This is a genomic window from Muricauda sp. SCSIO 64092, from assembly GCF_023016285.1.
In the GTDB taxonomy this organism is placed as follows: domain Bacteria; phylum Bacteroidota; class Bacteroidia; order Flavobacteriales; family Flavobacteriaceae; genus Croceivirga.
This window is the reverse complement of record NZ_CP095413.1, coordinates 5,514,144-5,537,191: the sequence shown is the minus strand read 5'-3', so window position 1 is coordinate 5,537,191 and position 23,048 is coordinate 5,514,144. Positions and strand designations below refer to the sequence as shown.

The 23,048-nt window shown below is 41.3% G+C and carries 19 protein-coding genes, 1 tRNA gene and 1 pseudogene; 14 read left to right on the top strand and 7 right to left on the bottom strand.

Translation table 11 applies throughout. The features are described from left to right. The first annotated feature begins 39 nt into the window (after window positions 1-39). Window positions 40-1,257 carry a M28 family peptidase gene (locus L0P88_RS23135; protein ID WP_247132441.1) on the top strand — a complete coding sequence of 406 codons (1,218 nt, stop codon included), beginning with the start codon at window positions 40-42 and terminating at the stop codon, window positions 1,255-1,257. 53 nt (window positions 1,258-1,310) lie between these two features. Here the strand turns inward: L0P88_RS23135 and L0P88_RS23130 are convergent, their stop codons facing one another. The 6 genes and pseudogenes from L0P88_RS23130 to L0P88_RS23105 all read right to left on the bottom strand — a co-directional run bounded on the left by L0P88_RS23130 (window position 1,311) and on the right by L0P88_RS23105 (window position 5,303). Continuing rightward, window positions 1,311-1,637 (bottom strand): DMT family transporter, encoded by a 327-nt coding sequence (locus L0P88_RS23130; RefSeq protein ID WP_247132439.1) that lies wholly within the window; start codon window positions 1,635-1,637, stop codon window positions 1,311-1,313. A 244-nt stretch (window positions 1,638-1,881) separates the two neighbouring features. Further along, window positions 1,882-2,808 carry an AraC family transcriptional regulator gene (locus tag L0P88_RS23125; protein WP_247132438.1) on the bottom strand — a complete coding sequence of 309 codons (927 nt, stop codon included), beginning with the start codon at window positions 2,806-2,808 and terminating at the stop codon, window positions 1,882-1,884. A gap of 111 nt (window positions 2,809-2,919) precedes the next feature. Continuing rightward, window positions 2,920-3,219, bottom strand: coding sequence for an antibiotic biosynthesis monooxygenase family protein (locus tag L0P88_RS23120; RefSeq protein ID WP_247132436.1), 300 nt, complete (start codon window positions 3,217-3,219; stop codon window positions 2,920-2,922). Between the two features lie 268 nt (window positions 3,220-3,487). After that, window positions 3,488-4,353, bottom strand: a pseudogene (locus L0P88_RS23115) (RNA polymerase sigma factor RpoD/SigA). A 16-nt stretch (window positions 4,354-4,369) separates the two neighbouring features. Then, on the bottom strand, window positions 4,370-5,104 hold the full coding sequence (locus L0P88_RS23110; RefSeq protein ID WP_247132435.1) for an NYN domain-containing protein: 735 nt from the start codon (window positions 5,102-5,104) through the stop codon (window positions 4,370-4,372). Between the two features lie 22 nt (window positions 5,105-5,126). Then, window positions 5,127-5,303: a 30S ribosomal protein S21 gene (locus L0P88_RS23105; RefSeq protein WP_247132433.1), complete on the bottom strand. Its 177-nt coding sequence runs from the start codon at window positions 5,301-5,303 to the stop codon at window positions 5,127-5,129. A gap of 585 nt (window positions 5,304-5,888) precedes the next feature. Between L0P88_RS23105 and L0P88_RS23100 the strand changes: the two genes are divergently transcribed. The 13 genes from L0P88_RS23100 to L0P88_RS23040 all read left to right on the top strand — a co-directional run bounded on the left by L0P88_RS23100 (window position 5,889) and on the right by L0P88_RS23040 (window position 22,651). Continuing rightward, entirely contained in the window at window positions 5,889-6,236 is a 348-nt protein-coding gene (locus L0P88_RS23100) for a hypothetical protein (protein WP_247132432.1), read from the top strand. Between the two features lie 7 nt (window positions 6,237-6,243). Continuing rightward, window positions 6,244-7,131: a lysophospholipid acyltransferase family protein gene (locus L0P88_RS23095; protein WP_247132431.1), complete on the top strand. Its 888-nt coding sequence runs from the start codon at window positions 6,244-6,246 to the stop codon at window positions 7,129-7,131. Window positions 7,132-7,279: 148 nt separating this feature from the next. Further along, window positions 7,280-7,702: an HYC_CC_PP family protein gene (locus tag L0P88_RS23090; RefSeq protein WP_409557701.1), complete on the top strand. Its 423-nt coding sequence runs from the start codon at window positions 7,280-7,282 to the stop codon at window positions 7,700-7,702. Between the two features lie 118 nt (window positions 7,703-7,820). After that, window positions 7,821-11,567 (top strand): efflux RND transporter permease subunit, encoded by a 3,747-nt coding sequence (locus L0P88_RS23085; protein ID WP_247132428.1) that lies wholly within the window; start codon window positions 7,821-7,823, stop codon window positions 11,565-11,567. After that, window positions 11,564-12,784 carry a TolC family protein gene (locus tag L0P88_RS23080; RefSeq protein WP_247132427.1) on the top strand — a complete coding sequence of 407 codons (1,221 nt, stop codon included), beginning with the start codon at window positions 11,564-11,566 and terminating at the stop codon, window positions 12,782-12,784. The genes L0P88_RS23085 and L0P88_RS23080 overlap by 4 nt, the downstream gene beginning before the upstream one ends. Window positions 12,785-12,800: 16 nt before the next feature. Next, window positions 12,801-13,367, top strand: a complete 567-nt coding sequence (locus L0P88_RS23075; protein ID WP_247132426.1) for a DUF3347 domain-containing protein — start codon at window positions 12,801-12,803, stop codon at window positions 13,365-13,367. A 66-nt stretch (window positions 13,368-13,433) separates the two neighbouring features. Continuing rightward, entirely contained in the window at window positions 13,434-14,231 is a 798-nt protein-coding gene (locus tag L0P88_RS23070) for a cation transporter (RefSeq protein ID WP_247132424.1), read from the top strand. Between the two features lie 12 nt (window positions 14,232-14,243). Beyond that, entirely contained in the window at window positions 14,244-16,013 is a 1,770-nt protein-coding gene (locus L0P88_RS23065) for an efflux RND transporter periplasmic adaptor subunit (RefSeq protein WP_247132421.1), read from the top strand. Next, window positions 16,010-16,573: a helix-turn-helix domain-containing protein gene (locus L0P88_RS23060; protein WP_247132419.1), complete on the top strand. Its 564-nt coding sequence runs from the start codon at window positions 16,010-16,012 to the stop codon at window positions 16,571-16,573. The genes L0P88_RS23065 and L0P88_RS23060 overlap by 4 nt, the downstream gene beginning before the upstream one ends. Window positions 16,574-16,745: 172 nt before the next feature. Next, window positions 16,746-19,034 (top strand): heavy metal translocating P-type ATPase, encoded by a 2,289-nt coding sequence (locus L0P88_RS23055; RefSeq protein WP_247132417.1) that lies wholly within the window; start codon window positions 16,746-16,748, stop codon window positions 19,032-19,034. Between the two features lie 22 nt (window positions 19,035-19,056). Continuing rightward, window positions 19,057-19,275 carry a heavy-metal-associated domain-containing protein gene (locus tag L0P88_RS23050; protein WP_247132416.1) on the top strand — a complete coding sequence of 73 codons (219 nt, stop codon included), beginning with the start codon at window positions 19,057-19,059 and terminating at the stop codon, window positions 19,273-19,275. 1,183 nt (window positions 19,276-20,458) lie between these two features. Then, window positions 20,459-21,097: a helix-turn-helix domain-containing protein gene (locus L0P88_RS23045; protein ID WP_247132414.1), complete on the top strand. Its 639-nt coding sequence runs from the start codon at window positions 20,459-20,461 to the stop codon at window positions 21,095-21,097. An 81-nt stretch (window positions 21,098-21,178) separates the two neighbouring features. Beyond that, a complete protein-coding gene (locus tag L0P88_RS23040; RefSeq protein WP_247132413.1) occupies window positions 21,179-22,651 on the top strand; it encodes an alpha/beta hydrolase in 1,473 nt (490 codons plus the stop codon). A 310-nt stretch (window positions 22,652-22,961) separates the two neighbouring features. Here L0P88_RS23040 and L0P88_RS23035 read toward each other — a convergent pair. Further along, window positions 22,962-23,046, bottom strand: a tRNA-Ser gene (locus L0P88_RS23035). Window positions 23,047-23,048 lie beyond the last annotated feature (2 nt).

Genomic DNA, 23,048 nt, shown 5'->3' with positions numbered 1-23,048 from the left:
TATAATGAACAGATTCGGAAACCCTCAAAACTTCGTACAATGGAAACAGTACATCTCCTGAATACGCTTGGCCAAAAACAATTAAGGTTCTTATGTGAAGAAATAAAAAACCGATGTGTGGGAAGCAAGGAAAACCTAATGGCTACCCAATATTTTGAGAGACAACTAAGGGCCAATGGATGGGAAATCGAAAAACAGTCTTTCGATGCTTTTGATTGGGACAGTGGACCGGCACACATAATATCCAATGAGGTGAACATTGAGGCTAGTTCCAGTCCGTATAGCGAAGCGTGTGATGTCCGTGCGGAATTTCTAACGGTTTCCACCTTAGGAGAACTGGAAAATTTGGATGGCAAGGGCAAGATACTCATACTAAAAGATGAGTTGACCTTAGAGCCCTTAATGCCGAAGAACTTTGTGTTTTACAATCCGGAGTCCCATCAAAAAATAATACGGGCGTTGGAAAACAGTAGGGCGGCAGCACTTATTTTTGTTGCCAATTCCACATCACAGTATCCCAATGGGGAATATCCTTACCCTATAATCGAGGATGGTGACTTCAAGATTCCTTCCGTTTATATTTCCGAAAAGGACGCCCATAATCTTTTAAAGGATGATCCCGAACAACTAAGGTTGATTTCAAAAACTGCCAAGAGTCCCTCCCAAGGCCATAATATCATTGGGAGAAAAGGGAACCCCAGAGGCAAAAGGATTACCATTACTGCCCATATTGATGCTAAAAAAGGCTCGCCCGGGGCACTGGACAATGCCACGGGTGTAACCTCACTTTTATTGTTATCAGAGCTTTTGAAGGAGTATCAAAAAGAGAATATGGTCGAGTTGGTCGCCCTTAATGGAGAGGATTATTATTCGGTACCCGGTCAGATGGTTTTTCTGGAACAAAAACAGGGAGACTTCACCGATACCATGATCAATATTAATATCGATGGGGTCGGCTACCATAAGGGTAATACCTTATTGTCCGTTTTTAATCTGGCCGAGAACCATGCCAAGGAGGTGGACTCCCTTTTTGCCACCTACCCAGATATTGTTTTGGGAAGCCCATGGTACCAGGGGGATCACAGTATGTTCATTCAAAATGGGATACCGGCCATTGCCCTAACTTCGGAGTGGTTGCTAGAGAACATACGGACCCAAAGGATAACCCATACCGAAAGGGATACGATAAACATGGTCGATGTCACAAAACTGTCTGAACTGGCAATAGCATTACAAGCGTTCATATATAAGTTGTAGGTGTGCAATCATCTTGTGTGCCGAAATGTGTGGTCGATTCCATTTTTTGACAATCAAATGTGGGGATGGGCAAACAGTTTAATGACCAAAATTCCCGACAATATCAAAGCGATGCCCATAATTGAGGGAAGGCCCAATGATTCTCCAAACCTAAAATATCCGATAAGGGCCATCGCAACTATTCCTGCACCGGACCAAATGGCATAAGTTATACCCATGGGGAATTCGTTCAAGGTTTTGGATAAAAAATAAAAAGCGGAACCAAAGCCCAAAACCGTTAATAACAAAGGTAATAGTTCAGTAAACCCTTCCGTTGTCTTAAGTGCTGTAGTCGCCAAAACCTCGGATACAATTGCCAGTGCCAAATAGATCCACTTCACTTTAAATATGCTGTCTTTGTGCCATTTTTAAATTCTTCCGGCAAACAGTGAAGTTCCACAACAGTATAACCAAGTTTGGCCAAAAAGGTCACGGACAGCTACCTGATGTTCGGTTCTACATTACTCCTAAACAAGAAAAATTCGAAATCTTTGGTGGTATTTCCGGGCGTATTGTCAAAGGTCATGATCCATCACTAAATGCAATACACAAACATCGCAATGGAACCATAGCGGCAACTGACTATTAGGGGGTATCCCTGGTACTATTCAATCCTTCTCGGTATTGTGTGGGTGTCAAATCGGTGATTTTTTTGAACAAACGTGCAAAGTAGGAAGGCTCATAAATGCCCATTTTAGCAGCAATTTCACTAATACTTAGCCCAGTTTCCTCTAAAAGTACCTTAGCCTCCAATACCAGTGCCTCATTAATCCATAGAATGGGCGATTTTCCTGTAGTCCTTTTCAATACCTTGTTGAGATGATTGGGTGTTATTCCAATCAGGTTGGCATACTCCGAAGTTTTGTGGAATCTTGCAACATGCTTGAACAAAAGGTCTTTGAACTGATAAGTGATGTTCTGGTATCGGTCTATGGGGTCGGGCTTATTGGCGATGTCCTGGTAATATAGCTCATAGAAAAAGGACACCACGTAGGATATGACCAATTTTGATCTTTTAAATCCGAACCGTCCATATTCCGTTATCAATCGATTTAGGAGGTTCGCTACAAATGGGTTGGTCGTGGAGCCCGAAAAATACGATTGCGAATAGGGCAATAAAAACTTAAAGGAACCGACATCGTTCCGTGATATAAACCGACCGCTCAAAAGGTTTGGTGAAAGACTGAGAAAAAATCCCTTTGTTTTTGGATCCACCCATTCTATCGAGGAGATATGGTACGCCGGCACTACCAAACAGTCCCCTTTTTTAACGGTGTACCTGGTAAGGCCTTTGGTCATACAAATTGTGCCATCCGTCAAGAAATAGATGCAATGCGTAGTCGCCCTACTGGCCGAAATAGGGTAGGTGACCAAGTGCATCAATTCCTCCAGCCGCCCACAGAAGAACGATTCGTAATCCTTTTTGAAATAGGTCCGGTTTTCCGATGTGGTCAGCGTTTGGTTGTCTATGAACTCTTTGTTCGTGTAAAGCTTAACAGTGTGCTTGTTCATTTCAAAACCGGTATAAATCAATCATGGCAAAGCTAACGGAAAAACAAATTCAAAATGTTTTTTGGGATACTTTGGGAAATGACTTTGTCCATAGTATTTAAGGTATTATCCCTATGTAATGGCGATGTTTCTATGATGTGACACAGTGCATTTTTCAATATATTTTTCCATTCCCTTGGGAATATGCGCCTGATTCCAGTTCTCACCCGCAAATTCAATAAGGTCACGCTCGGTATTCCATTTGGAGATCATTACAAACTCGTCAGGGTTCCAAATGGTGGGGCCAGCTATTTCTAGAGAGATTAGACCCTTGAACCTTTTCACCAAGGGCACGGAGACTTCCTTGAATTTGGTTTCAAATTCAATTTGCAGGTTAGAAGGTATGGATGCCTTAAATATTCTTATTATCATTCTTTAAAATTACCACAAACAATTATTTGATCCAAAATCGTATTCATTGTGCCTGTCTTGGAAGTAGGCAAATAGGAAAACTTGTTTTGGAGGAAAGGCAGTCACATAAACCTGCGGGTGGGTCGAACGAAACGGAAAGATTCACAAACTTTGAAAAAAGGTTCCTTAATGAAACATTAGAAAGCAAAATAGCATCGTACGTTCAATCAGAGAGCGGGAAAACAAAAACTTTGTAAAATCGATTATTGTTCTTCTTTAAGAAATGTCCCTATTCCAAATATTCCTTAAGGGTTTTACCGGATGAAGACCGTCTTAAGCGTAGCAGGGCCTTGGCCTTAATCTGTCTTATCCTTTCCTTGGTGATGTTCAAGTTTGTGCCTATTTCATCCAGTGTCAAAGAATAATTCACCCCAATCCCAAAATACATCTTTATAATGTAGGCCTCCCGAGAGGATAGGGTTTCGAGCAATGTGTCTATTTCGGATTCCAACGAGCCCTTAATAAGTTTTTTTCGGGACTGTTGGAACTATCTGAACGCATCTTATCGTGCAAATTCAATGAACCATCTCCAATATTCAAAGATTGGTCCATTGACATGGGCCAAGAAGAGTGTTTAAGACAGAATTGAATCTCGTCCATTGAGATATCGATTAATTCTGAAACCTCTTCAGCAGTAGGTGGTCGTTGGTGTATTTGCTCAAAGTGGGAAGAAGCTTTTTTTATTTTGTTTATTGCACCTATTTTATTAAACGGTAATCTGACCATCCTCGATTTTTCAGCGAGTGCCTGTATTATTCCCTGACGTATCCACCAAACCGCATAGGAGATAAACTTGAACCCGCGTGTTTCGTCAAATTTTGTTGCCGCCCTGACCAATCCAAGATTCCCTTCATTGATTAGGTCATGAAGGTTAAGTCCTTTAGATTGGTATTGTTTCGCCACAGAGACCACAAACCTTAAATTGGCCAGGACCAATCTTTCCAAAGCCTCAGTGTCGCCTTGCCTGATTCGAACGGTCAAATGAACCTCTTCCTCAACGGTTACCATCGGAATGCGCGCAATATCATTGAGATATTTGGTCAGAGAGGGACTGTCCCTATTTGTAATCTGTTTCGATATCGAAAGTGGTTTCATATTTTTTACATTTTCGTTACGACCTTGTCCGAACGTAGATCAAATTCCCGCTTCCCTTTGGATTTTTTCTGGATACAATTTCAATTTGATCCAAGGATTTGACCAGGGGTGTCAGTTTCCGAAAACCGTAGTTCCTTGGGTCAAAATTGGGTTGCTTTTTTTGTATGAGCGTCCCCACTTCCCCCAAGAATGCCCAACCTTCCTCATCTTCCACATCTGAGATAGTGGCAAGGATAAGTTCAATGACCCTTGGGGTGATGGTATCAACTTTATCTTTATCACTTTTCCGAGGGGTACTGGATTCCCCTACATGGTTTTTTTGCAGAATTTCAAGATATATGAACTTGTCACAAGAAACTATAAAAGGGTCAGGGGTCTTTTTCTCTCCAATGCCAAAAACCGTCATGCCCGCCTCTCTCAACCGTATGGCCAATCGTGTAAAATCACTGTCACTGGAGACCAACGAGAAGCCATCTACCTTACCGGAATACAGTATGTCCATGGCATCTATAATCATTGCACTGTCGGTTGCATTCTTACCTGTGGTGTATCCGTATTGTTGGACCGGTGTGATCGCATTTTTTAAGAGGACATCCTTCCATTTCGCCAAACTTGGTTTTGTCCAATCCCCATATATCCTTTTAATGCTTGGATTTCCATATTTGGCGATTTCCTCCAACATTTCCTTGACATATTTGGAGGGAATATTGTCACCGTCTATTAAAACGGCAAGGTTCAAATCTTTATCCATAAAATTATTCCTCCTGTTTTTTTTAATACTGATTTCGATAGATGGCCTTAGCCAACTTATCCCTTTTTCGCTTGGATTTTTTGGTAAACTCCTGATCACGCTTGATACGTTTCAACTGCTGGGTATTCCGTACCTTGTTCTTATATCTTTTCAGAGCTCTCTCAATGTTCTCTCCGGGAACCCTTTTGATTATCAGCATATCTTCTCTCGTTTATTGTTATCAAATGGACAAGACCATTTTAAAGAATCATTTTTTCAAAGTTCTTCCCATTACGCCCAGGAAATGGACGTTCCCCGATAAACCAAGCCTTGGACTTTGGCCCTTATGGCATTTGAAACGTTAATATTGGTTCAAGCAGAAAATAACTAAGAAGCGGTCCTTGGGAATTGAAAATAGGTGAAGGAGAGGGCTATCTTTTTTATTTAAGGATTGGAACAATAGTTGTCCATGATCCGTGATTTGTTGTAAAGGAAAGGATTTAAATCCGAACCGCTCTCTTTTATCCTTTTTATTTTTCATACAGCCAGTTTCTCTTTCATATCACACCGGCAGCTGAGTATTTGCAAATTAATCCGCTATGGAAATTTTAATCCAAGTGCGGTTTATACTTTAAATGCTTATTCTTAACATTTAACATAGTATTGGGGCACGCTGCTGAATTTAGTGGTATGTTCGCAAGGTTTAAGTTTATAAAGCGCGGATTATTTGGTCTTCACAGATTCTCAATTTATTTTCGACGCTCTCGTTTCCGCCAAGTATTTTTAAGCAAAACCAGGGATGAAGATGACCAATCAGATAGCACTGTCCTTATTATTTCTGACCTCGTTTTCCATTTCGGTTTCACAGGGATTAACACGGATCGAACAAGTTGAAGGGATTTATCTGGGACGTGTTGAGGGAGGGTATTCGTTTTGTTGCAAAACAGCACCAGGAATTGAAGAGATAGTCGTCTTTGATGAGATTCTATCGGTCATATTTGAAAGATATCCGTTGCACATGGATGAACATGTTGGGGAAAATTTCATGATTTCATTTGTTGAGAATGTTATTGTGAGGAACAGTGGTAGTGAAGAGATATCAACTGTAATAAGGTTACAAAAGCTTATGCCAGGGCAACATCCTCAAGAATGAACAGGTTATGATGGATAAACTTATTTACTATTTGTTGCTTGTGCCAATATCGCGTTTGCCACTTTTTGTGTTGTACGGCATTTCCAATGTGCTGTACTTTATCATTTACCGAATATTTAGGTATCGAAGGACCGTGGTAAAAAATAATTTGACATGTTCCTTTCCTGAAAAATCGGTAGCCGAGATACGTGGGATTGAAAGAGCTTTTTATAGACATCTTGGCGACCTGATCGTGGAAAGCATAAAAAACTTCACCATTTCCGAGGCCGACTCCAAGAGGCGTATGAAAATTGTCAACGTAGAATTGTTGGAACACTATTTCCACAAGGGACAGAGTGTTGTTTTGGTAGGGGGCCATTACAACAGTTGGGAATTGTTCGCGCTTGCTGTTGCAGGACAGATCAAACATACCCCCTTGGCCCTTTATTCCCCTTTAAAGAACAAGTTTTGGGAAAAAAAGATTACTGAAAGTCGTTCCAAATATGGACTGCATATGTTGAATATCGATTCGGTTCTTCAAAAAATGAAAATGCAGAAAGAAGAGCAATTTGCGGTGATTTTTGGAAGCGATCAATCACCGAGAAAATCGCAACTAGCCCACTTCACCACATTTTTAAACCAGGAAACGGCGGTAGCTTACGGTGCAGAGAGAATGGCAAGGGAATTTGACATGCCCATCATTGCAGGCTCAAACTTAAAAGTAGCGCGTGGGCAATACAAAGTAGTTTTTACACTTATTTCCGATAATCATTGCAAACTAAAGCAAGGGGAAATCACAAAAGGTTTCACAAAACAATTGGAAAAAGATATTTTGAATGCCCCACAGTACTGGTTGTGGACCCATAAACGTTGGAAACACGATAAATCGGAGCATGAAGTCAATCGGATAATATAATAGTGGTTCAACTATTTTCACCGGGACCAAGGTCTCGGAAAACCTTCATTTTATAGTACTTTTTTCATCCTTTTTTCTTCATTTGAGTTAACTAAAGATTTCTTAAAGCCCATATACGATTGTTAAATTTTTGTAGTTTTACATTTAAATGAAAGCCATTTTTCATAAAATAATGTCCCTTTTATTGGCAGGGATAGTGTTGTTCTCCACGATGTCTTTCACCTTGGATATGCACTATTGCGGAGACCACTTGGTGGATTTTAGTTTCATGCAAAAAGCAGAGACCTGTATGATGAAAGCTGAGATGACCAAAACCTCAGGCCAGTGTTCCATAATGGAAATGAAAATGAACTGCTGTTCCGATGTGGAAGTTGTCTTTGAGGGGCAGGATGACCTAAAAGTATCCTTCGACCAGCTTTCTTTGGACCAACAGATTTTTCTTGCCTCTTTCACTCATTCCTATATCAACCTTTTTGAAGGCTTTGACAAAGAGATAGTCCCTTTCAAGGACTATTCCCCACCTCCTCTGATATGGGATGTACAAGTGCTACACCAGACTTTTTTAATTTGATTTTTAGACAGTGATCTTATTGCCCTGCGGTTTTAAGCGCTGGGCTCGTTTTGTTGTGTTCTGTTTTGAAAATACCACAAAACAACCTATTTGTTTAACTGTCTAATTATCACTTTCCATGCTGAACAAAGGCATAAAATTTCTAATAGAAAACAAACTCATTGCGGTACTGATGCTCTCGTTATTTGTGGGTTGGGGTATCGTGAATGCACCATTTGATTGGGAAACCGGTATACTGCCAAGTGACCCCGTAGCAGTGGATGCCATACCGGATATTGGTGAAAACCAACAGATTGTTTTTACCAAATGGGATGGTCGTTCGCCACAGGACATTGAAGACCAAATCACCTATCCGCTAACTACTTCCCTATTAGGAATACCAGGGGTAAAGACCATTCGTAGCTCTTCGATGTTCGGGTTTTCAAGCATCTATATCATTTTTGAGGAAGATATAGAATTCTATTGGAGCCGTAGCCGTATTCTCGAAAAACTAAACTCATTACCAAGCGGCTTGTTGCCTGAAGGTGTCAATCCTGCCTTGGGACCAGATGCCACGGGCTTGGGCCAGATTTTTTGGTATACGCTGGAAGGCCGGGACAAAGAGGGCAATGTTACCGGAGGATGGGATTTGCAAGAACTTCGTAGCATTCAGGATTACTACGTTAAATATGCGCTGTCATCCGCTAGCGGCGTTTCGGAGGTAGCGTCTATCGGTGGTTATGTCCAAGAATATCAGGTGGATGTAAACCCAGAATTGATGCGCCAATATAACATCGGTCTGGCCGATATTGTAAAGGCCGTAAAAGAGAGTAACAGGGACATTGGCGCACAGACTTTGGAAATGAACCAGGCTGAATACCTTGTTCGGGGTCTGGGTTATGTGAAATCTATTGTCGATATCGAAAACGCAGTCGTTACTTCAGAGAATTTTACTTCTATCCGAATTAAGGATGTTGGGAAAGTCAGCTTGGGGCCAGCAACCCGCAGAGGCATTTTGGACAAGGAAGGTGCCGAAGTTGTGGGCGGTGTGGTCGTGGCACGCTACGGTGCAAATCCGTTGCAGGTCATCAATAATGTCAAAGACCAAATTGCCGAAATCTCTTCAGGTTTACCTACAAAGGAACTATCGGACGGCCGCAACTCACAGGTTACCATTGTTCCCTTCTATGACAGGACCGAACTCATACAAGAAACTCTGGGAACACTTAAAGAAGCTTTGACGTTGCAGATATTGATTACGGTACTGGTCATCGTGGTCATGGTCTTTAATCTAAGGGCTTCGGTTTTGATTTCAGGATTATTGCCGGTAGCCGTTCTAATGGTCTTTATCTCGATGAAATTTTTTAACGTAGATGCAAACATCGTGGCCCTTTCGGGTATTGCCATAGCCATAGGGACAATGGTTGATGTGGCCGTTATCCTCACCGAAAACATTATAAGGCACATGGCCGATAATCGAGAAAAAGGGAGTAATGCGCAATTACCCATTAATGCGGTGGTTTACGATGCCACGGCAGAAGTTTCCGGGGCCATATTGACCGCTGTACTTACGACTATTATCAGTTTTATCCCAGTATTTACAATGATAGGTGCCGAAGGAAAACTATTCCGTCCGCTGGCGTTTACAAAAACAATGGCATTGGTAGCTTCAATTATCATTGCCCTTTTCCTTATACCCCCATTTGCAGCATCTATTTTCAAAAAACAAAATCTAAAACATTGGTATCGATATGCCATTAACACAGCCCTGATCATTACAGGAATAGTTTTCATCTTTTTGGGGTACTGGCTGGGATTGGTATTGGTAGGTTTTGGCATCATTACAATCCTTACTTCTTTAGGGATGCTTTCTCAAAAGCGATTCAACCTGGCCACCATCGTATTATCGGCCGCCACTATTGTATCTCTTCTTGCGGTGTATTGGCGCCCATTGGGTTTTGACCGAAGTGTACTAATGAACCTGATTTTTGTGAGTATCATTTCCTTTGGTCTTTTGGTTACATTCTGGGTGTTCCGACATTGTTACACCCGTATTCTTAGGTGGGCATTACGAAACAAATTGCTGTTCCTATCCGTCCCAACACTAATTGTCATTTTCGGGGTATTGATTATGCAGAATACGGGCAAGGAATTTATGCCCTCCCTCAATGAAGGTTCTTTCCTGTTGATGCCAACATCGCTTCCGCACGCAGGGGTCGAAGAGAACAAACGGGTATTGCAGCAATTGGATATGGCCGTGGCGACCATCCCGGAAATTGAAACAGTGGTAGGGAAAGCGGGCAGAACCGAATCCGCCCTTGACCCTGCACCGCTATCAATGTACGAAAACGTCATTCAGTATAAGCCGGAATACATGCTGAACGAAAGCGGAAAACCCCAACGATACAAAGTAAACGATGATGGGCTGTTCATTCTTAAAAATGACAAGCTTATCATCAACCCGAATAACGATATAGCCGATGACGGCGATTATGAAGCTTCCCAATTGCAAACATCCGCGACAAGAAACGAATTGATTCCCGATGATGATGGTGAATACTACCGCAACTGGCGACCCGAGATTGAAAGTCCGGACGATATTTGGAATGAAATCGTTCGGGTCACGAAATTGCCAGGCGTAACTTCAGCACCCAAGTTACAGCCCATTGAAACACGATTGGTGATGCTCCAAACGGGAATGCGTGCGCCTATGGGCATCAAGGTAAAAGGACAGGACTTACAGGAAATCGAGGCATTCGGGCTTCAACTCGAAGAAATTCTTAAACAGGCCAAGGGTGTTAAGGAACAAGCCGTTTTTGCCGACCGTATTGTTGGCAAGCCTTATCTGCTTATTGACATCAAAAGGGAACAATTGGTGCGGTACGGGATTTCCATTATGGATGTTCAGGAAATTTTACAAGTAGCAGTCGGAGGAATGCCCTTGACCCAGACTGTTGAAGGTCGGGAACGCTATGCCGTTCGAGTACGCTACCCTCGCGAGCTTCGTGAGAACCCGACGGATTTAAAAAACATCTATGTACCTGTGGAAAAAGGCAGTCCCGTTCCTCTTGGAGAATTGGTGGATATTCGTTACGAACAGGGTCCACAGGCCATCAAAAGTGAGGACACCTTCTTGGTAGGCTACGTGTTGTTCGACAAACTTGATGGTTTTGCCGAAGTGGATGTAGTGGAAAATGCCCAAGCCTTGATTCAGGAAAAAATCGATAGTGGCGATTTGACCGTGCCAAAGAGTATCAATTATGCCTTTACAGGAACCTATGAAAACCAGCTACGGGCAGAAAAGACATTGTCCGTGGTCGTGCCCTTGGCACTCATCATTATCTTTTTGATTTTATATTTCCAGTTCCGTTCCGTCGGTACTTCGCTAATGGTATTTACGGGAATCGCCGTTGCCTTTGCGGGTGGTTTCCTTATGATTTGGTTGTATGGTCAGGACTGGTTCCTAAACTTTAATTTCTTCGGGGAAAATTTACGGGATTTGTTCCAGATGCATACCATCAATTTAAGTGTGGCGGTATGGGTAGGATTCATCGCCCTATTTGGTATTGCTACCGATGACGGCGTGGTAATGGCTACCTACCTCACACAAACGTTTGACCGAAACACCCCCGAGAACAAAAAGGAAATCCGTGATTCGGTGGTGGAAGCAGGCGAAAAACGGATCCGCCCTTGTTTGATGACCACGGCAACGACCCTATTGGCCTTGCTGCCCATCTTAACGTCTACAGGTCGTGGAAGCGATATTATGATACCGATGGCCATACCGAGTTTTGGCGGGATGTTGATAGCCCTGATTACCCTGTTTGTGGTTCCGGTACTGTTCAGTATGAAAAAAGAAGTTCAACTTAAAAAAGCGGACAAATGAAGTATATACTAATCGTTATGAGCATTTTGTTTGTTTCTACTTTTGCTAGAGCGCAAGAACTAGAGTCCTATATTCGGGAAGCCGAAACGAACAATCCGGATATTCAGGCCTACGAACTGCGATATAATATTGCCCAAGAAAAGGTAAACGAGGTAAATACCTTGCCAAACACCACGGTCAGCGCCGGCTATTTTGTGAGCGAACCCGAAACCAGGACAGGTGCGCAACGTGCACGCTTCTCGGTTTCCCAAATGTTGCCATGGTTCGGAACAATAACGGCAAGGGAAAACTATGCCAGTTCGATGGCGGAAACTGAATTTGTGGAAATCGTTATTGCCAAACGTAAACTGGCACTTTCCGTAGCCCAATCGTATTACAGTCTATATGCGAACAAGGCCAAGCAAAGTGTTCTGAATGAGAATATTCAACTATTGCGGACCTATGAACAGTTGGCATTGACTTCCGTGGAAGTCGGTAAAGCCTCTGCTGTTGATGTCCTGCGATTGCAAATTCGCCAGAATGAACTGCAACAGCAAAGGGAAGTCTTGCAGGAAGATTATTTGGCAGAACAGGCCAGCTTCAACAATCTCTTGAACCGAAAGGAAAGCATTGGTGTCGAAGTTGTTCCCGAAATGACCATCCCAACGGAAGATGCTATCTATGATGAGGAAGGACTGGCACTCAATCCCGAACTGCTCAAATACGATAAGCTCTATGAGTCCATTGAGCAATCAGAATTGCTCAACCAAAAGGAAAGTGCACCTAATATCGGTTTTGGGTTGGATTATATGCCTGTTTCCGAGCGACCTGATATGACCTTCAGCGATAACGGCAAGGATATCGTGATGCCCATGGTCTCACTTTCCATTCCCATTTTCAACAAAAAGTACAATTCTATTTCCAAACAGAATGAATTGAAACAGTTGGAGATAGCATCACAAAAAAGCGAGCGTTTGAACACCCTGCAAACGGCTTTCTCAAATGCAAGATCACAACGTAACCAGGCACGGATAAAATTCAATATTCAGGAAAAAAATCTTGCCCGGGCGAAAGATGCCGAGGAAATCCTAATCAAGAATTATGAGACGGGCACCATAGATTTTAACGATGTCCTGGATATTCAGGAATTGCAGTTAAAGTTTCAAGTAAATCAAATCGGGTCGATACGGACATATTATATGCAATCGGCCATTATCAATTATTTAATAAATCAATAATCTAAAAATCATAACTATGAAATCAAAGATTCAAGAATACCTTAAAACAAACAAACTTAACGTGAGCAAAACGCTATTTAAAACAACCCTGTTAATTATTGTTATTACCGGCTTTATTTCCTGTAAAAATGAATCTAAACAAGGTAATCCAAAATCAAGTTCCAATAATGAAGTTGCTCAAACAATGGAACTGGCCTTTACCAACGAAACGATTGGGAAACAATTTCAGCACTATATCCATCTAAAGACCGCATTGGTAAATACCGATGTCAACGAGGCCCGATCCGGTGCAAAAATGTTAATGGAAAATACGGACGATGCAGCTTCAAAAGAGATGCTTTCTAAGATTTCCGAATCAGACGATATCGAGGTACAACGCACGGTATTTTCAGATGTAACGGAAAAGATGGGGAAACTGGTCAAAGGGTCTTTGTCTTCAGGTGAGGTGTATCAACAATTTTGCCCGATGGCCTTTAACAACAAAGGTGGTTACTGGTTATCGACCGAAGAGGAAATTCGCAATCCCTACTTTGGGGATAGGATGTTAAAATGCGGTAAGGTAACAGAGACTATAAGGAAATAGAAATGGAAAGCATCAAAAATCAAGACATGCTAGAGGATAAGGCGTCTTGGATATGAATAAACCATAATGGATAAATCAATATTTAAAATATCAAAAATGGACTGTCCTTCCGAAGAAGCTATGATTCGGATGAAGTTGGATTCGGTCGGTCAGATTTCAAAGTTGACATTTGATATCCCTAACCGGAAGCTGACAATTTACCATAATGGCAACCTGAGAGAAATTCAAGAAGCCATCGCAGATTTAAGATTTAACGAAGAACTGATTTATTCTGGACCAACGGAAGAAGTTATCATCGACATCGACCAAGTAACCGATCAGCGAAATCTACTCTGGACCGTTCTACTTATAAACTTCGCCTTTTTTGCAATTGAAATGGCGACAGGACTTATTTCAAGGTCTATGGGTCTCATAGCGGACAGCCTTGATATGCTTGCGGATTCATTTGTGTATGCACTTAGCCTCCTTGCTGTTGGCGGCTCATTACTACGTAAAAAAAGAATTGCGACAATAGCTGGGTATTTTCAAATAATACTTGCTGTGATTGGCTTTGTAGAAGTCTTCAGAAGATTTATTGGCACGACCGAAGTTCCTGATTTCAAGACTATGATACTAGTTTCAATACTTGCTTTAATGGCCAATGGTTTTTGTCTTTATCTCTTACAAAAATCAAAAAGCAAAGAAGCGCATATGCAAGCTAGTATGATTTTCACTTCAAATGATGTAATAATAAATTCAGGCATAATTGTAGCCGGGTTATTGGTTCTGTGGACAAATTCAAGAATACCGGACTTAGTTGTTGGGGCAATTGTATTCGTAGTTGTAATTCGGGGAGCAATCAACATTTTAAAATTGGGGAAATAAAATCAAAATACTATGAAAAAAAACATTCTTTACATCGCTATTGCAGTTCTTGTCGGACTGCTCAGTGGTTGGCTCATATTTGGAAATTCAAATAGCGAAAACAAGAGCAGCGCATCCGAAACACACGATCATTCAGCCGAAAGTGCCGAACAAATGTGGACGTGCTCGATGCACCCACAGATTATGCAGCCCGAACCAGGCGATTGCCCTATTTGTGGAATGGATTTGATACCCGCGGAATCCGGTGCAGATGGTCTGGCAATGAACGAGATTAAAATGACCAAGAATGCAATGGCATTGGCCAATATCCAAACCACAATAGTAGGCAAAGGGTCGGCAGATGACGACAATAGGATTTCCCTTTCGGGAAAAATCAAGATGAACGAGGAAGAAAACGCTATTCAAGCCAGCTATTTTGATGGCAGGATTGAACGTCTCAATGTCAATTTTGAAGGTCAGGAAGTAAGAAAGGGACAATTGTTGGCCACCATTTACGCGCCTAATTTGGTAGCGGCACAACAAGAGTTGTTGACCGCAGCTTCGCTAAAAACATCGCAACCGGAATTATATAAAGCGGTACGCAATAAACTAAAACTTTGGAAACTTTCGGAAAGCCAAATCAACAGTATCGAAGAATCTGGAAAAGTAAATGAGAACTTCCCGATATATGCCACGGTCAGCGGTACAGTATCTGAAAAAATGGCTTCTGAAGGCGATTATGTAAAGCAAGGTCAACCCATTGTGAAAATGAGTAATCTAAATTCCGTTTGGGCAGAATTTGATGCCTACGAGAACCAGCTATCGGAGTTCAGAAAAGGGCAGAAAATCAAAATAACGACCAATGCTTATCCTAATAAGGAATTTGATGCTACGGTGTCATTTGTAGACCCTGTTTTAAATACCCAAACGAGAACTGTGGTAGTACGGGCCGATTTAAAAAACAATAGAGGACTTTTTAAGCCCGGGATGTTCGTCACGGGGAAAATAAAAAGCAGATCAAACAGCGCTGGGGCACAATTACGTGTTCCCGCAAGCGCAGTGATGTGGACAGGGGAACGCTCATTAGTGTACGTAAAGACAAACCCCAACGAACCAGTCTTTGAAATGCAGGAAATAATACTGGGCACTAGAATCGGCGACACTTTTATGGTGGTGTCCGGATTAGAAGATGGCGATGAAATTGTGACCAATGGGGCATTCACCATAGATGCAGCGGCACAGTTACAAGGCAAAAAGTCCATGATGAACAAATCCGGTGGTAAAACAATGACGGGTCACGAAGGGCATTTGGGAATGCCGAATATGGGCAATGAGACGAACAACGCTTCAACAATGGAAATGAAGTTACCGGAGACATTTCAAACAATATTTCTGTCTACCCTACCAACCTACATTAAAATGAAAGATGCCCTGGTAGCGAGTGATGCAAGTAAGGTTTCCGATTTCGCGAAATCGGTGTCGGAAAAAATGAAAGCCATTCCACAGAAAGACCTTGATAAGATGCTCAAATCCCATCTTGCGAAAAGTATCGAGATGCTCGTTACCATAGAAAACACCGATGATTTGGAAAACCAACGCGCCCATTTTGTTGTTCTCAACGAAAATCTGGTTGCCATAGCAATGAATCTTACCCATATGGATAGTGCACTCTACGTTCAAAAGTGCCCGATGGCAAATAGTAATAAAGGTGCGGTCTGGTTAAGTGACAATACCGAAATCAGGAATCCCTATTATGGTGATGCAATGCTTACCTGTGGTTCTGTAATAGATAGTATTCAATGAAAAAAATATACATCAAAAATATGGTATGCCCGCGCTGTATCACAGCGGTAAGAGACATACTGGATGACCTGGACATAGCTTATCGGGAAATTGTACTGGGTGAAGTAACATTGCCAAAAGCCTTGGATGTGGGACAGAAAGAAATAATGCACCAGCGTTTGGAAAAAGTAGGATTTGCCCTGGTAAATGACCGTCGCAGTCAGCTTATTGAAAAAATGAAGAACCTTGTCATTGAGAAGGTACACCATTCACGGGAACCTTTGGAAATTAACTGGTCGGATTATATAAGCGACCAACTGCATCTGGACTATAAGTATTTAGGCAATCTCTTTTCCTCTGTAGAGAGTATCACGTTTGAGCAGTACATCATTCATCAGAAAATTGAACGCATTAAGGAATTACTGGCATATGATGAAATGAGCTTAAAAGAGATAGCTTTTCTATTGGACTATAGTAGTGTGGCCTATTTAAGCAACCAGTTTAAAAAGGTAACCGGTATGAGCCCTACACAGTTTAAAAAAGGTCTAAAGCATAGCAGAAGGTCAATTGATGAAATTTAAGTGTGCTACGAGATAAGCCCACGCAGCATTAATAGGAATCCAATGTTTGATTTTGAGGCAAGTCTTAGAGTATAAATCTCGATTAGCGAGTAAATCTTACAACTCTTTCAGCAAATAATGTAACACCTTAACACTAACATATTCTGAAATTTGCATCAGAAAACTAAGATTTATGGAACATGTAAATGTGCTTGAGAAATCAAAAACCGAAAAAAGCGGTATCAAAAAAACTTTCCCGGTTACGGGAATGACTTGTGCCGCTTGTGCTGGTAGTGTAGAGAGTATTTTATCACATACCGATGGCGTAAATAATGCCCAGGTGAATTTTGCCAGTAATTCCGTGTTAGTGGATTACGATGAAACCACCACGGAAGAACAGCTGCAAAACGTCTTGCGGCAGGTTGGCTATGACATTATCATTGATGCCGAGGATCCTGCCGAAGCACAAGAGGCACTTTCAAGAAAGCATTATGAGGACATCAAATGGCGTACTATCTGGTCTGCCCTACTCACATTACCCGTTTTTATTTTGGGGATGTTCTTTATGGATTGGGTGCCCGGCCATTACATCTCACTCGTGCTGGCCATTCCTATTTTATTCTGGTTCGGGCGTAGCTTCTATAGCAATGCCTTTAAGCAGGCACGATATGGCAAGGCCAATATGGATACGTTGGTAGCCCTTAGTACGGGTGTTGCATTCATTTTCAGTGTATTCAATACATTTTTTGCGGATTTCTGGCATGCTCGTGGTGTGCATCCTCACGTCTACTACGAGGCCGCAACGGTAATCATCACCTTTATTTCTTTAGGAAAGCTGCTGGAGGAAAAGGCCAAATCCAATACCTCTTCGGCCATAAAAAAACTGATGGGATTGCAACCTAAAACCCTGATGGTCATCGAAAATGGAACTGAAAGGGAAATTCCAATTTCCTCGGTTCAGATAGGTAATACCGTGCTGGTACGCTCTGGTGAAAAAATTCCAGTTGATGGTGAGGTGAGCAAGGGGAATTCCTATGTAGATGAGAGTATGATATCCGGTGAACCCATTCCCGTATCAAAAGAAAAGGGCGATGAAGTATTTGCAGGGACCATCAACCAAAAAGGAAGCTTTCAATTCACTGCAAAAAAAGTGGGCGGTGAGACCTTACTTGCCCAAATCATCAAAATGGTGCAAGAGGCCCAGGGCAGTAAGGCACCCGTTCAAAAACTCGTGGATAAAATCGCAGGTGTATTCGTGCCTATCGTTATCGGTATTTCCATTGTCACATTTATTGTATGGATGACATTGGGCGGCGACAATGCCTTTACCCATGCCCTGCTTACTTCGGTAGCCGTCTTGGTCATCGCTTGTCCGTGCGCATTGGGTCTTGCCACACCAACGGCCATTATGGTGGGTATTGGTAAAGGGGCAGATAACAACATACTTATAAAAGATGCCGAAAGCCTTGAATTGGGCCATAAAGTAAATGCGATTATCCTGGACAAAACGGGTACGATTACCAAAGGCAAACCCGTGATTACCGATACGCTTTGGATAGACGAAAAGCCCGAACCAAAAGGGATTCTATTGGCTATGGAGCAACAATCCGAACATCCACTGGCAACCGCTGTAATCGACCATTTAAAAGAAGAAGGTGTTAAGCCCATTGAAGTTTCCGATTTTGAAAGTATCACCGGACAAGGAGTTTCCGCTTTCCGGTCTATCGGCAGGCACGGCGCAAAACCTGTGTTGAGCGATGCCAAAGTTGCAGGACAATACTTCATGGGCAACAAAAGACTATTGGAAGCCAACAATATTGAGTTGCATAGCGAGCATTTGAAGCAGGCACAACAATGGCAAAAAGAAGCCAAAACAGTGGTGTTCTTCTCCGATACCAAACGTGTTCTTGGAATACTTGCCATAGCAGATGAAGTAAAGGAAACCTCAAAAAAAGCGATTGCCACACTACAACAGCGAGGTATAGAAGTGTTCATGCTCACTGGCGATAACGAAGACACGGCAAAAGCGGTCGCAGCCCAAGTAGGTATTACCGATTATAAAGCTGAAGTGATGCCGTCGGATAAAGCGGATTTTGTCGAGAAACTACAAGAACAAAGTAAGGTGGTTGCGATGGTAGGTGATGGTATAAACGATTCCCACGCGCTTGCACAGGCCGATGTAAGTATTGCGATGGGCAAAGGGTCGGACATTGCGATGGATGTGGCAAAGATGACCTTGATTACCTCAGACCTACAATCCATACCTAAGGCACTAAAATTATCCCAAAAAACCGTTATGGGCATCAGGCAAAACCTATTCTGGGCATTTATCTATAATATCATAGGTATCCCTATCGCCGCAGGTGTTTTATATCCTATAAACGAATTCTTGTTGGATCCAATGATAGCGGGTGCGGCAATGGCCTTTAGTAGTGTATCCGTAGTGTTGAACAGTTTACGGCTCAAACAAACAAAAATTTAAAATAATCCTTAAAAATAGAACGATGGAAAAAATGAAATTCAAAACAAATATCAATTGTAGCGGTTGCGTCTCAAAAGTAACCCCATTCTTGGACAAACAAGAAGGTATTGAAAATTGGGAAGTGAACACGGAAAATCCAGATAAGATATTGACCGTTGAGAGCAATAGTGCAAGTAAAAAAGAGGTGATTGAGACTTTAGGTAAAATAGGTTTTAAGGCACAACCCATAGAAGGAAATTAAATTTTACTCCGATATCAAACCTCTATTGGATCATTAAAGGTTTTGTTTTGCCCATATCGCTTGATTTAAAGAAATCAAAATAATGAAACCAAGTACGGTTCCCCAGAAGTGCCTTTTTACAAGACTATTCACAAAAAGATGAACATTTTATTCGAATGTCCCATTCTTGGTCTCATTTGGTGGTTTCGTTGATTCACCCTTTATGGGATGGCGTGCATGCAAAGTCCGGCAAACCTATTTCCAAAGCGCTGTTTTAATTGCAACCCGGATGTTTCCACGCATCAAAATAGTTTGGTAGCGTATGGGATCCTAAAATACCACAAAAAAAGCCCCTAAAACAGGGGCTTTCCTATTGCTCTTGCGGAGGAAGAGGGTCCTTTCGAATTTTGAAAACAGCATGTTTTTTGGTCTTTTCCAAGGACGGGATTGAAGATTACAACTTTTTAACCAAGCTTTGGCAATACTACCCTTTTGAACTACAATTCGATAACAAGTCAGAGCAATATTCGTAAAACTTTAGTGAAGGATTCTTTAAATCGTTGGTTGAATGTGACTTTTAATGATATCGGATTTATCATGGTTTAAGTTTGTCGTCAAAGTATTTGCAGTTTTTAGAATACCCTTTGCATTGATTTTATTTGAAATAGAAAAACTCCGTAATTTTATCTAAAACTGCCTCCCGTTCTTTTACGACAGTTTATGGAGAACAGAATCCATGATAGATACTTCGCTGAACACATCTAACTTCTATTTTTTACTTGCAGTAATTCAAGGTATTGTTTTGTCATTTATCATTTTTTTTAAAAGGCCTAAAAAAAGACCACACACCTGCTTTGCTATCCTGGTTTTCTTAGTTTCCCTGTCTTTGTTGCATTTGGTACTTGAAGAATCAATTCACGCGTTCAATGCCAGATTTCCCATTCCTATGGAGTTCAGTTTTGCCTATGGGCCATTGGCACACTTACACATTGTTTATCTCAAAGACCCTTTGCGAAAATTTAAAAAAACGGACATTCTCCACTTTTTGCCTTCTTTCTTTTTAGATGTTGTTTTATTTGTGCTTTCTTTTTTGTTTATCAGAGCAAATATGGATTGGGCATATGAAAATATTGTCCTAATACAAACCTTTGCTTTATGGATATTTTTTTTAGTAATAGTCCATTTGGGTATTTATACATATCTGATGTACAAAGAATCAATTGATGCCAAGCCCGTATTGCAAGAATTTAACGACGTAAAGAGGTGGCTTCATTTGTTAATGACATCCTGGGTGCTGTTAATTGGTTTTCTGATGATAGCTATTCCCATAGGGTTGATATTCATAAATCAATTGGACGAAAACTCTGCATGGCTTTACAAGTCACTTGGTGCCATAATGGCCTTTTGGATTTATTTATTGGGGTATTTGTATTTAACAAGACATATGGGCGTTATTGGAAAGTACATGGACAAAATTGGAAAATTCAGTTTTTCCGTTAATGAGCTGAATGAAAAGAAGAATGAAATCCTCCATGCGCTACAAGGACAAGAACTCTATAAAGACCCAAACCTAACGCTAGCAAAGTTGGCAGGGCACCTTGGCTGGCCAATTAACACACTTTCTACTACCATAAACAAAACACTCAAGATCAATTTTAATGATTTGATAAATAAAAATCGTATTGAGGCCTTTAAGAGATTGACCTTGGATCCAAAAAGTAAAAAGTATTCAATTCTTGGATTGGGTCAAGAGGTGGGTTTTAGTTCAAAAGCCTCTTTTTACCGAGTCTTTAAAAAAGAAACGGGCATGACTCCATCGGAATATCTAAAATCGAAGGTCTAAAAGTCTCAAATGGCCATTTGAGACATTCTGAATTTTTCTGCTTTTGCAAACGACCACATTTTTGCGAAAAAATTCAAAGACATGGAAAAAACGGTTTTTACAATTATTACCATATTGGTTTTTAGCTTTTGTGTTTCTGGACAGATTAAATTAGTCGATGTTCAACAAAAATTGTTTAGAACCACAACACAACAGGTCATTAAAGGAGAGGTTGGTTATTTACAAGTTCTTGAAAAAAGACAAAATCCAAACAGTAGGAAGATAAAAGTCAAGTACACATGGCTAAAAAGTATTTCCGGGAACCATAGCGCACCAACGGTCTATCTGGAAGGCGGGGATGGTAGCAGTACCTGGCAAGCAAAAAGTCCGGAGGATTTAACAGATTGGTTAGGGCTTTTAGAGGTCACAGATTTAATATTTGTCGATAGACGCGGGATTGATGATGAATCCCTTATGTATGTTTGGACCGGAGCATTCCCAAAAGACTTTTTCGTTACCGAAGCGGCAGCCAATCTTCATTACGGAACCATGGCCAAAAAATCACTAAAAACTTTTAGAGAAAGAGGGGGCGATGTCACGGGTTACACCATTGAAGAATATGCCAAGGATGTCAATGATCTAATGACCGCTTTGGGTATGGAACAATATTCAATCTTTGGATTCAGTTTTGGGTCACATATTGGAATGTCTGTCATGAAGCTATTCCCTGAAAGGGTAACAAAAGCTATTTTAGTTGGGGCAGATGCACCTAATCAATCCTTTAATTATCCTCGTTATCTTGAATCGCACATTGAAAGATTGGCCCGGATGATTGCTTTGGAAGCAGAATTAAAAAAAGACATTCCTGATTTTACAGCGCTTGTTCATAAGGTTATGGGAAAATTGGAGAAAAATCCGGTTACAATTAATGTACAGAACCCTCTGACCGCTGAAAACATGGACTTAAAGATTGGAGCATTTGGTCTTGCTTTGATTCTAAGGTTGGATATTGATGATTATACTGATATCCCCGTCATACCAAGACTTTTATACACAATATGGAAAGGAGATTATTCCATGTTTACATGGTTTGTTCAAAAAAGGATTGCATACGCAATTGCCTTACCCGGGAACGGAATAAATCAACAATTGGCCTCCGGTGTAAGTGAGTTGAGGTGGTCACAAATAAAAAAAGAAGCCCAACAAAGTATTTTTGGAAATGTTGTGAATTTCCCCTTTTCCGCTGCAAAAGACCATTGGGTGTCCAATACACTTTCTTTTGAACCCTCAAAACCATTGTTAACCGATATTCCCACTTTGTTCATTACCGGCGAACTGGATTGCCGCACCCCTATTGAACAAGTGGAGGAAACCATGATGGGTTTCAGCGAGGCAATTCACGTGAAGGTTGAAAATGCAGGTCACGAGCAAGCTATGTGGGCTGGGGTGGTTGTCGATGAAATCATACCAAACTTTTTGAAGGACAAGAAAATTAGAACGCTAAACGCATATTATGCTGATTTAAATTTCATAAAAGTATGGGGAAAAGCGAAAGGTCACCCTTCCATAAAGTGAATTTAGACGCCAAATCCTTCGAAATATTTGAACGATTTTTCAATGGTATTAGTTTCAATAAACGACCATTTTATGAAACTATTACAGAAAAAACTTTAAAATTTAGTTAGGTGTCCCATTCCTAGTCCCATTTCATAGTTTCACTAATGGACCTTTTAGGGGATATAGTGTCTAGTAGACCTGTTTTCAAAACTTTGTTTTTAATTGCCAGGCAAGTGTTTCCTTACATCAAAAATAGTTTGGTTTTGTATGGGGGTTCCACAATGCCACAAAAAAAGCCCCTAAAATAGGGGCTTTTAGCGTAAAAAAGCGGAGGAAGAGGGATTCGAACCCCCGGAGGTGTGACCCTCAACAGTTTTCAAGACTGCCGCATTCGACCACTCTGCCATTCCTCCTC

Excerpts from the sequence above, each read along its gene's own strand:
- L0P88_RS23135 (WP_247132441.1), top strand. The coding sequence starts at position 40 with ATGGAAACAGTACATCTCCTGAATACGCTTGGCCAAAAACAATTAAGG.
- L0P88_RS23125 (WP_247132438.1), bottom strand. The coding sequence starts at position 2,808 with ATGAACAAGCACACTGTTAAGCTTTACACGAACAAAGAGTTCATAGAC.
- L0P88_RS23120 (WP_247132436.1), bottom strand. The coding sequence starts at position 3,219 with ATGATAATAAGAATATTTAAGGCATCCATACCTTCTAACCTGCAAATT.
- L0P88_RS23110 (WP_247132435.1), bottom strand. The coding sequence starts at position 5,104 with ATGGATAAAGATTTGAACCTTGCCGTTTTAATAGACGGTGACAATATT.
- L0P88_RS23105 (WP_247132433.1), bottom strand. The coding sequence starts at position 5,303 with ATGCTGATAATCAAAAGGGTTCCCGGAGAGAACATTGAGAGAGCTCTG.
- L0P88_RS23100 (WP_247132432.1), top strand. The coding sequence starts at position 5,889 with ATGACCAATCAGATAGCACTGTCCTTATTATTTCTGACCTCGTTTTCC.
- L0P88_RS23095 (WP_247132431.1), top strand. The coding sequence starts at position 6,244 with ATGATGGATAAACTTATTTACTATTTGTTGCTTGTGCCAATATCGCGT.
- L0P88_RS23090 (WP_409557701.1), top strand. The coding sequence starts at position 7,280 with ATGAAAGCCATTTTTCATAAAATAATGTCCCTTTTATTGGCAGGGATA.
- L0P88_RS23085 (WP_247132428.1), top strand. The coding sequence starts at position 7,821 with ATGCTGAACAAAGGCATAAAATTTCTAATAGAAAACAAACTCATTGCG.
- L0P88_RS23080 (WP_247132427.1), top strand. The coding sequence starts at position 11,564 with ATGAAGTATATACTAATCGTTATGAGCATTTTGTTTGTTTCTACTTTT.
- L0P88_RS23075 (WP_247132426.1), top strand. The coding sequence starts at position 12,801 with ATGAAATCAAAGATTCAAGAATACCTTAAAACAAACAAACTTAACGTG.
- L0P88_RS23070 (WP_247132424.1), top strand. The coding sequence starts at position 13,434 with ATGGATAAATCAATATTTAAAATATCAAAAATGGACTGTCCTTCCGAA.
- L0P88_RS23065 (WP_247132421.1), top strand. The coding sequence starts at position 14,244 with ATGAAAAAAAACATTCTTTACATCGCTATTGCAGTTCTTGTCGGACTG.
- L0P88_RS23060 (WP_247132419.1), top strand. The coding sequence starts at position 16,010 with ATGAAAAAAATATACATCAAAAATATGGTATGCCCGCGCTGTATCACA.
- L0P88_RS23055 (WP_247132417.1), top strand. The coding sequence starts at position 16,746 with ATGGAACATGTAAATGTGCTTGAGAAATCAAAAACCGAAAAAAGCGGT.
- L0P88_RS23050 (WP_247132416.1), top strand. The coding sequence starts at position 19,057 with ATGGAAAAAATGAAATTCAAAACAAATATCAATTGTAGCGGTTGCGTC.
- L0P88_RS23045 (WP_247132414.1), top strand. The coding sequence starts at position 20,459 with ATGTACAAAGAATCAATTGATGCCAAGCCCGTATTGCAAGAATTTAAC.
- L0P88_RS23040 (WP_247132413.1), top strand. The coding sequence starts at position 21,179 with ATGGAAAAAACGGTTTTTACAATTATTACCATATTGGTTTTTAGCTTT.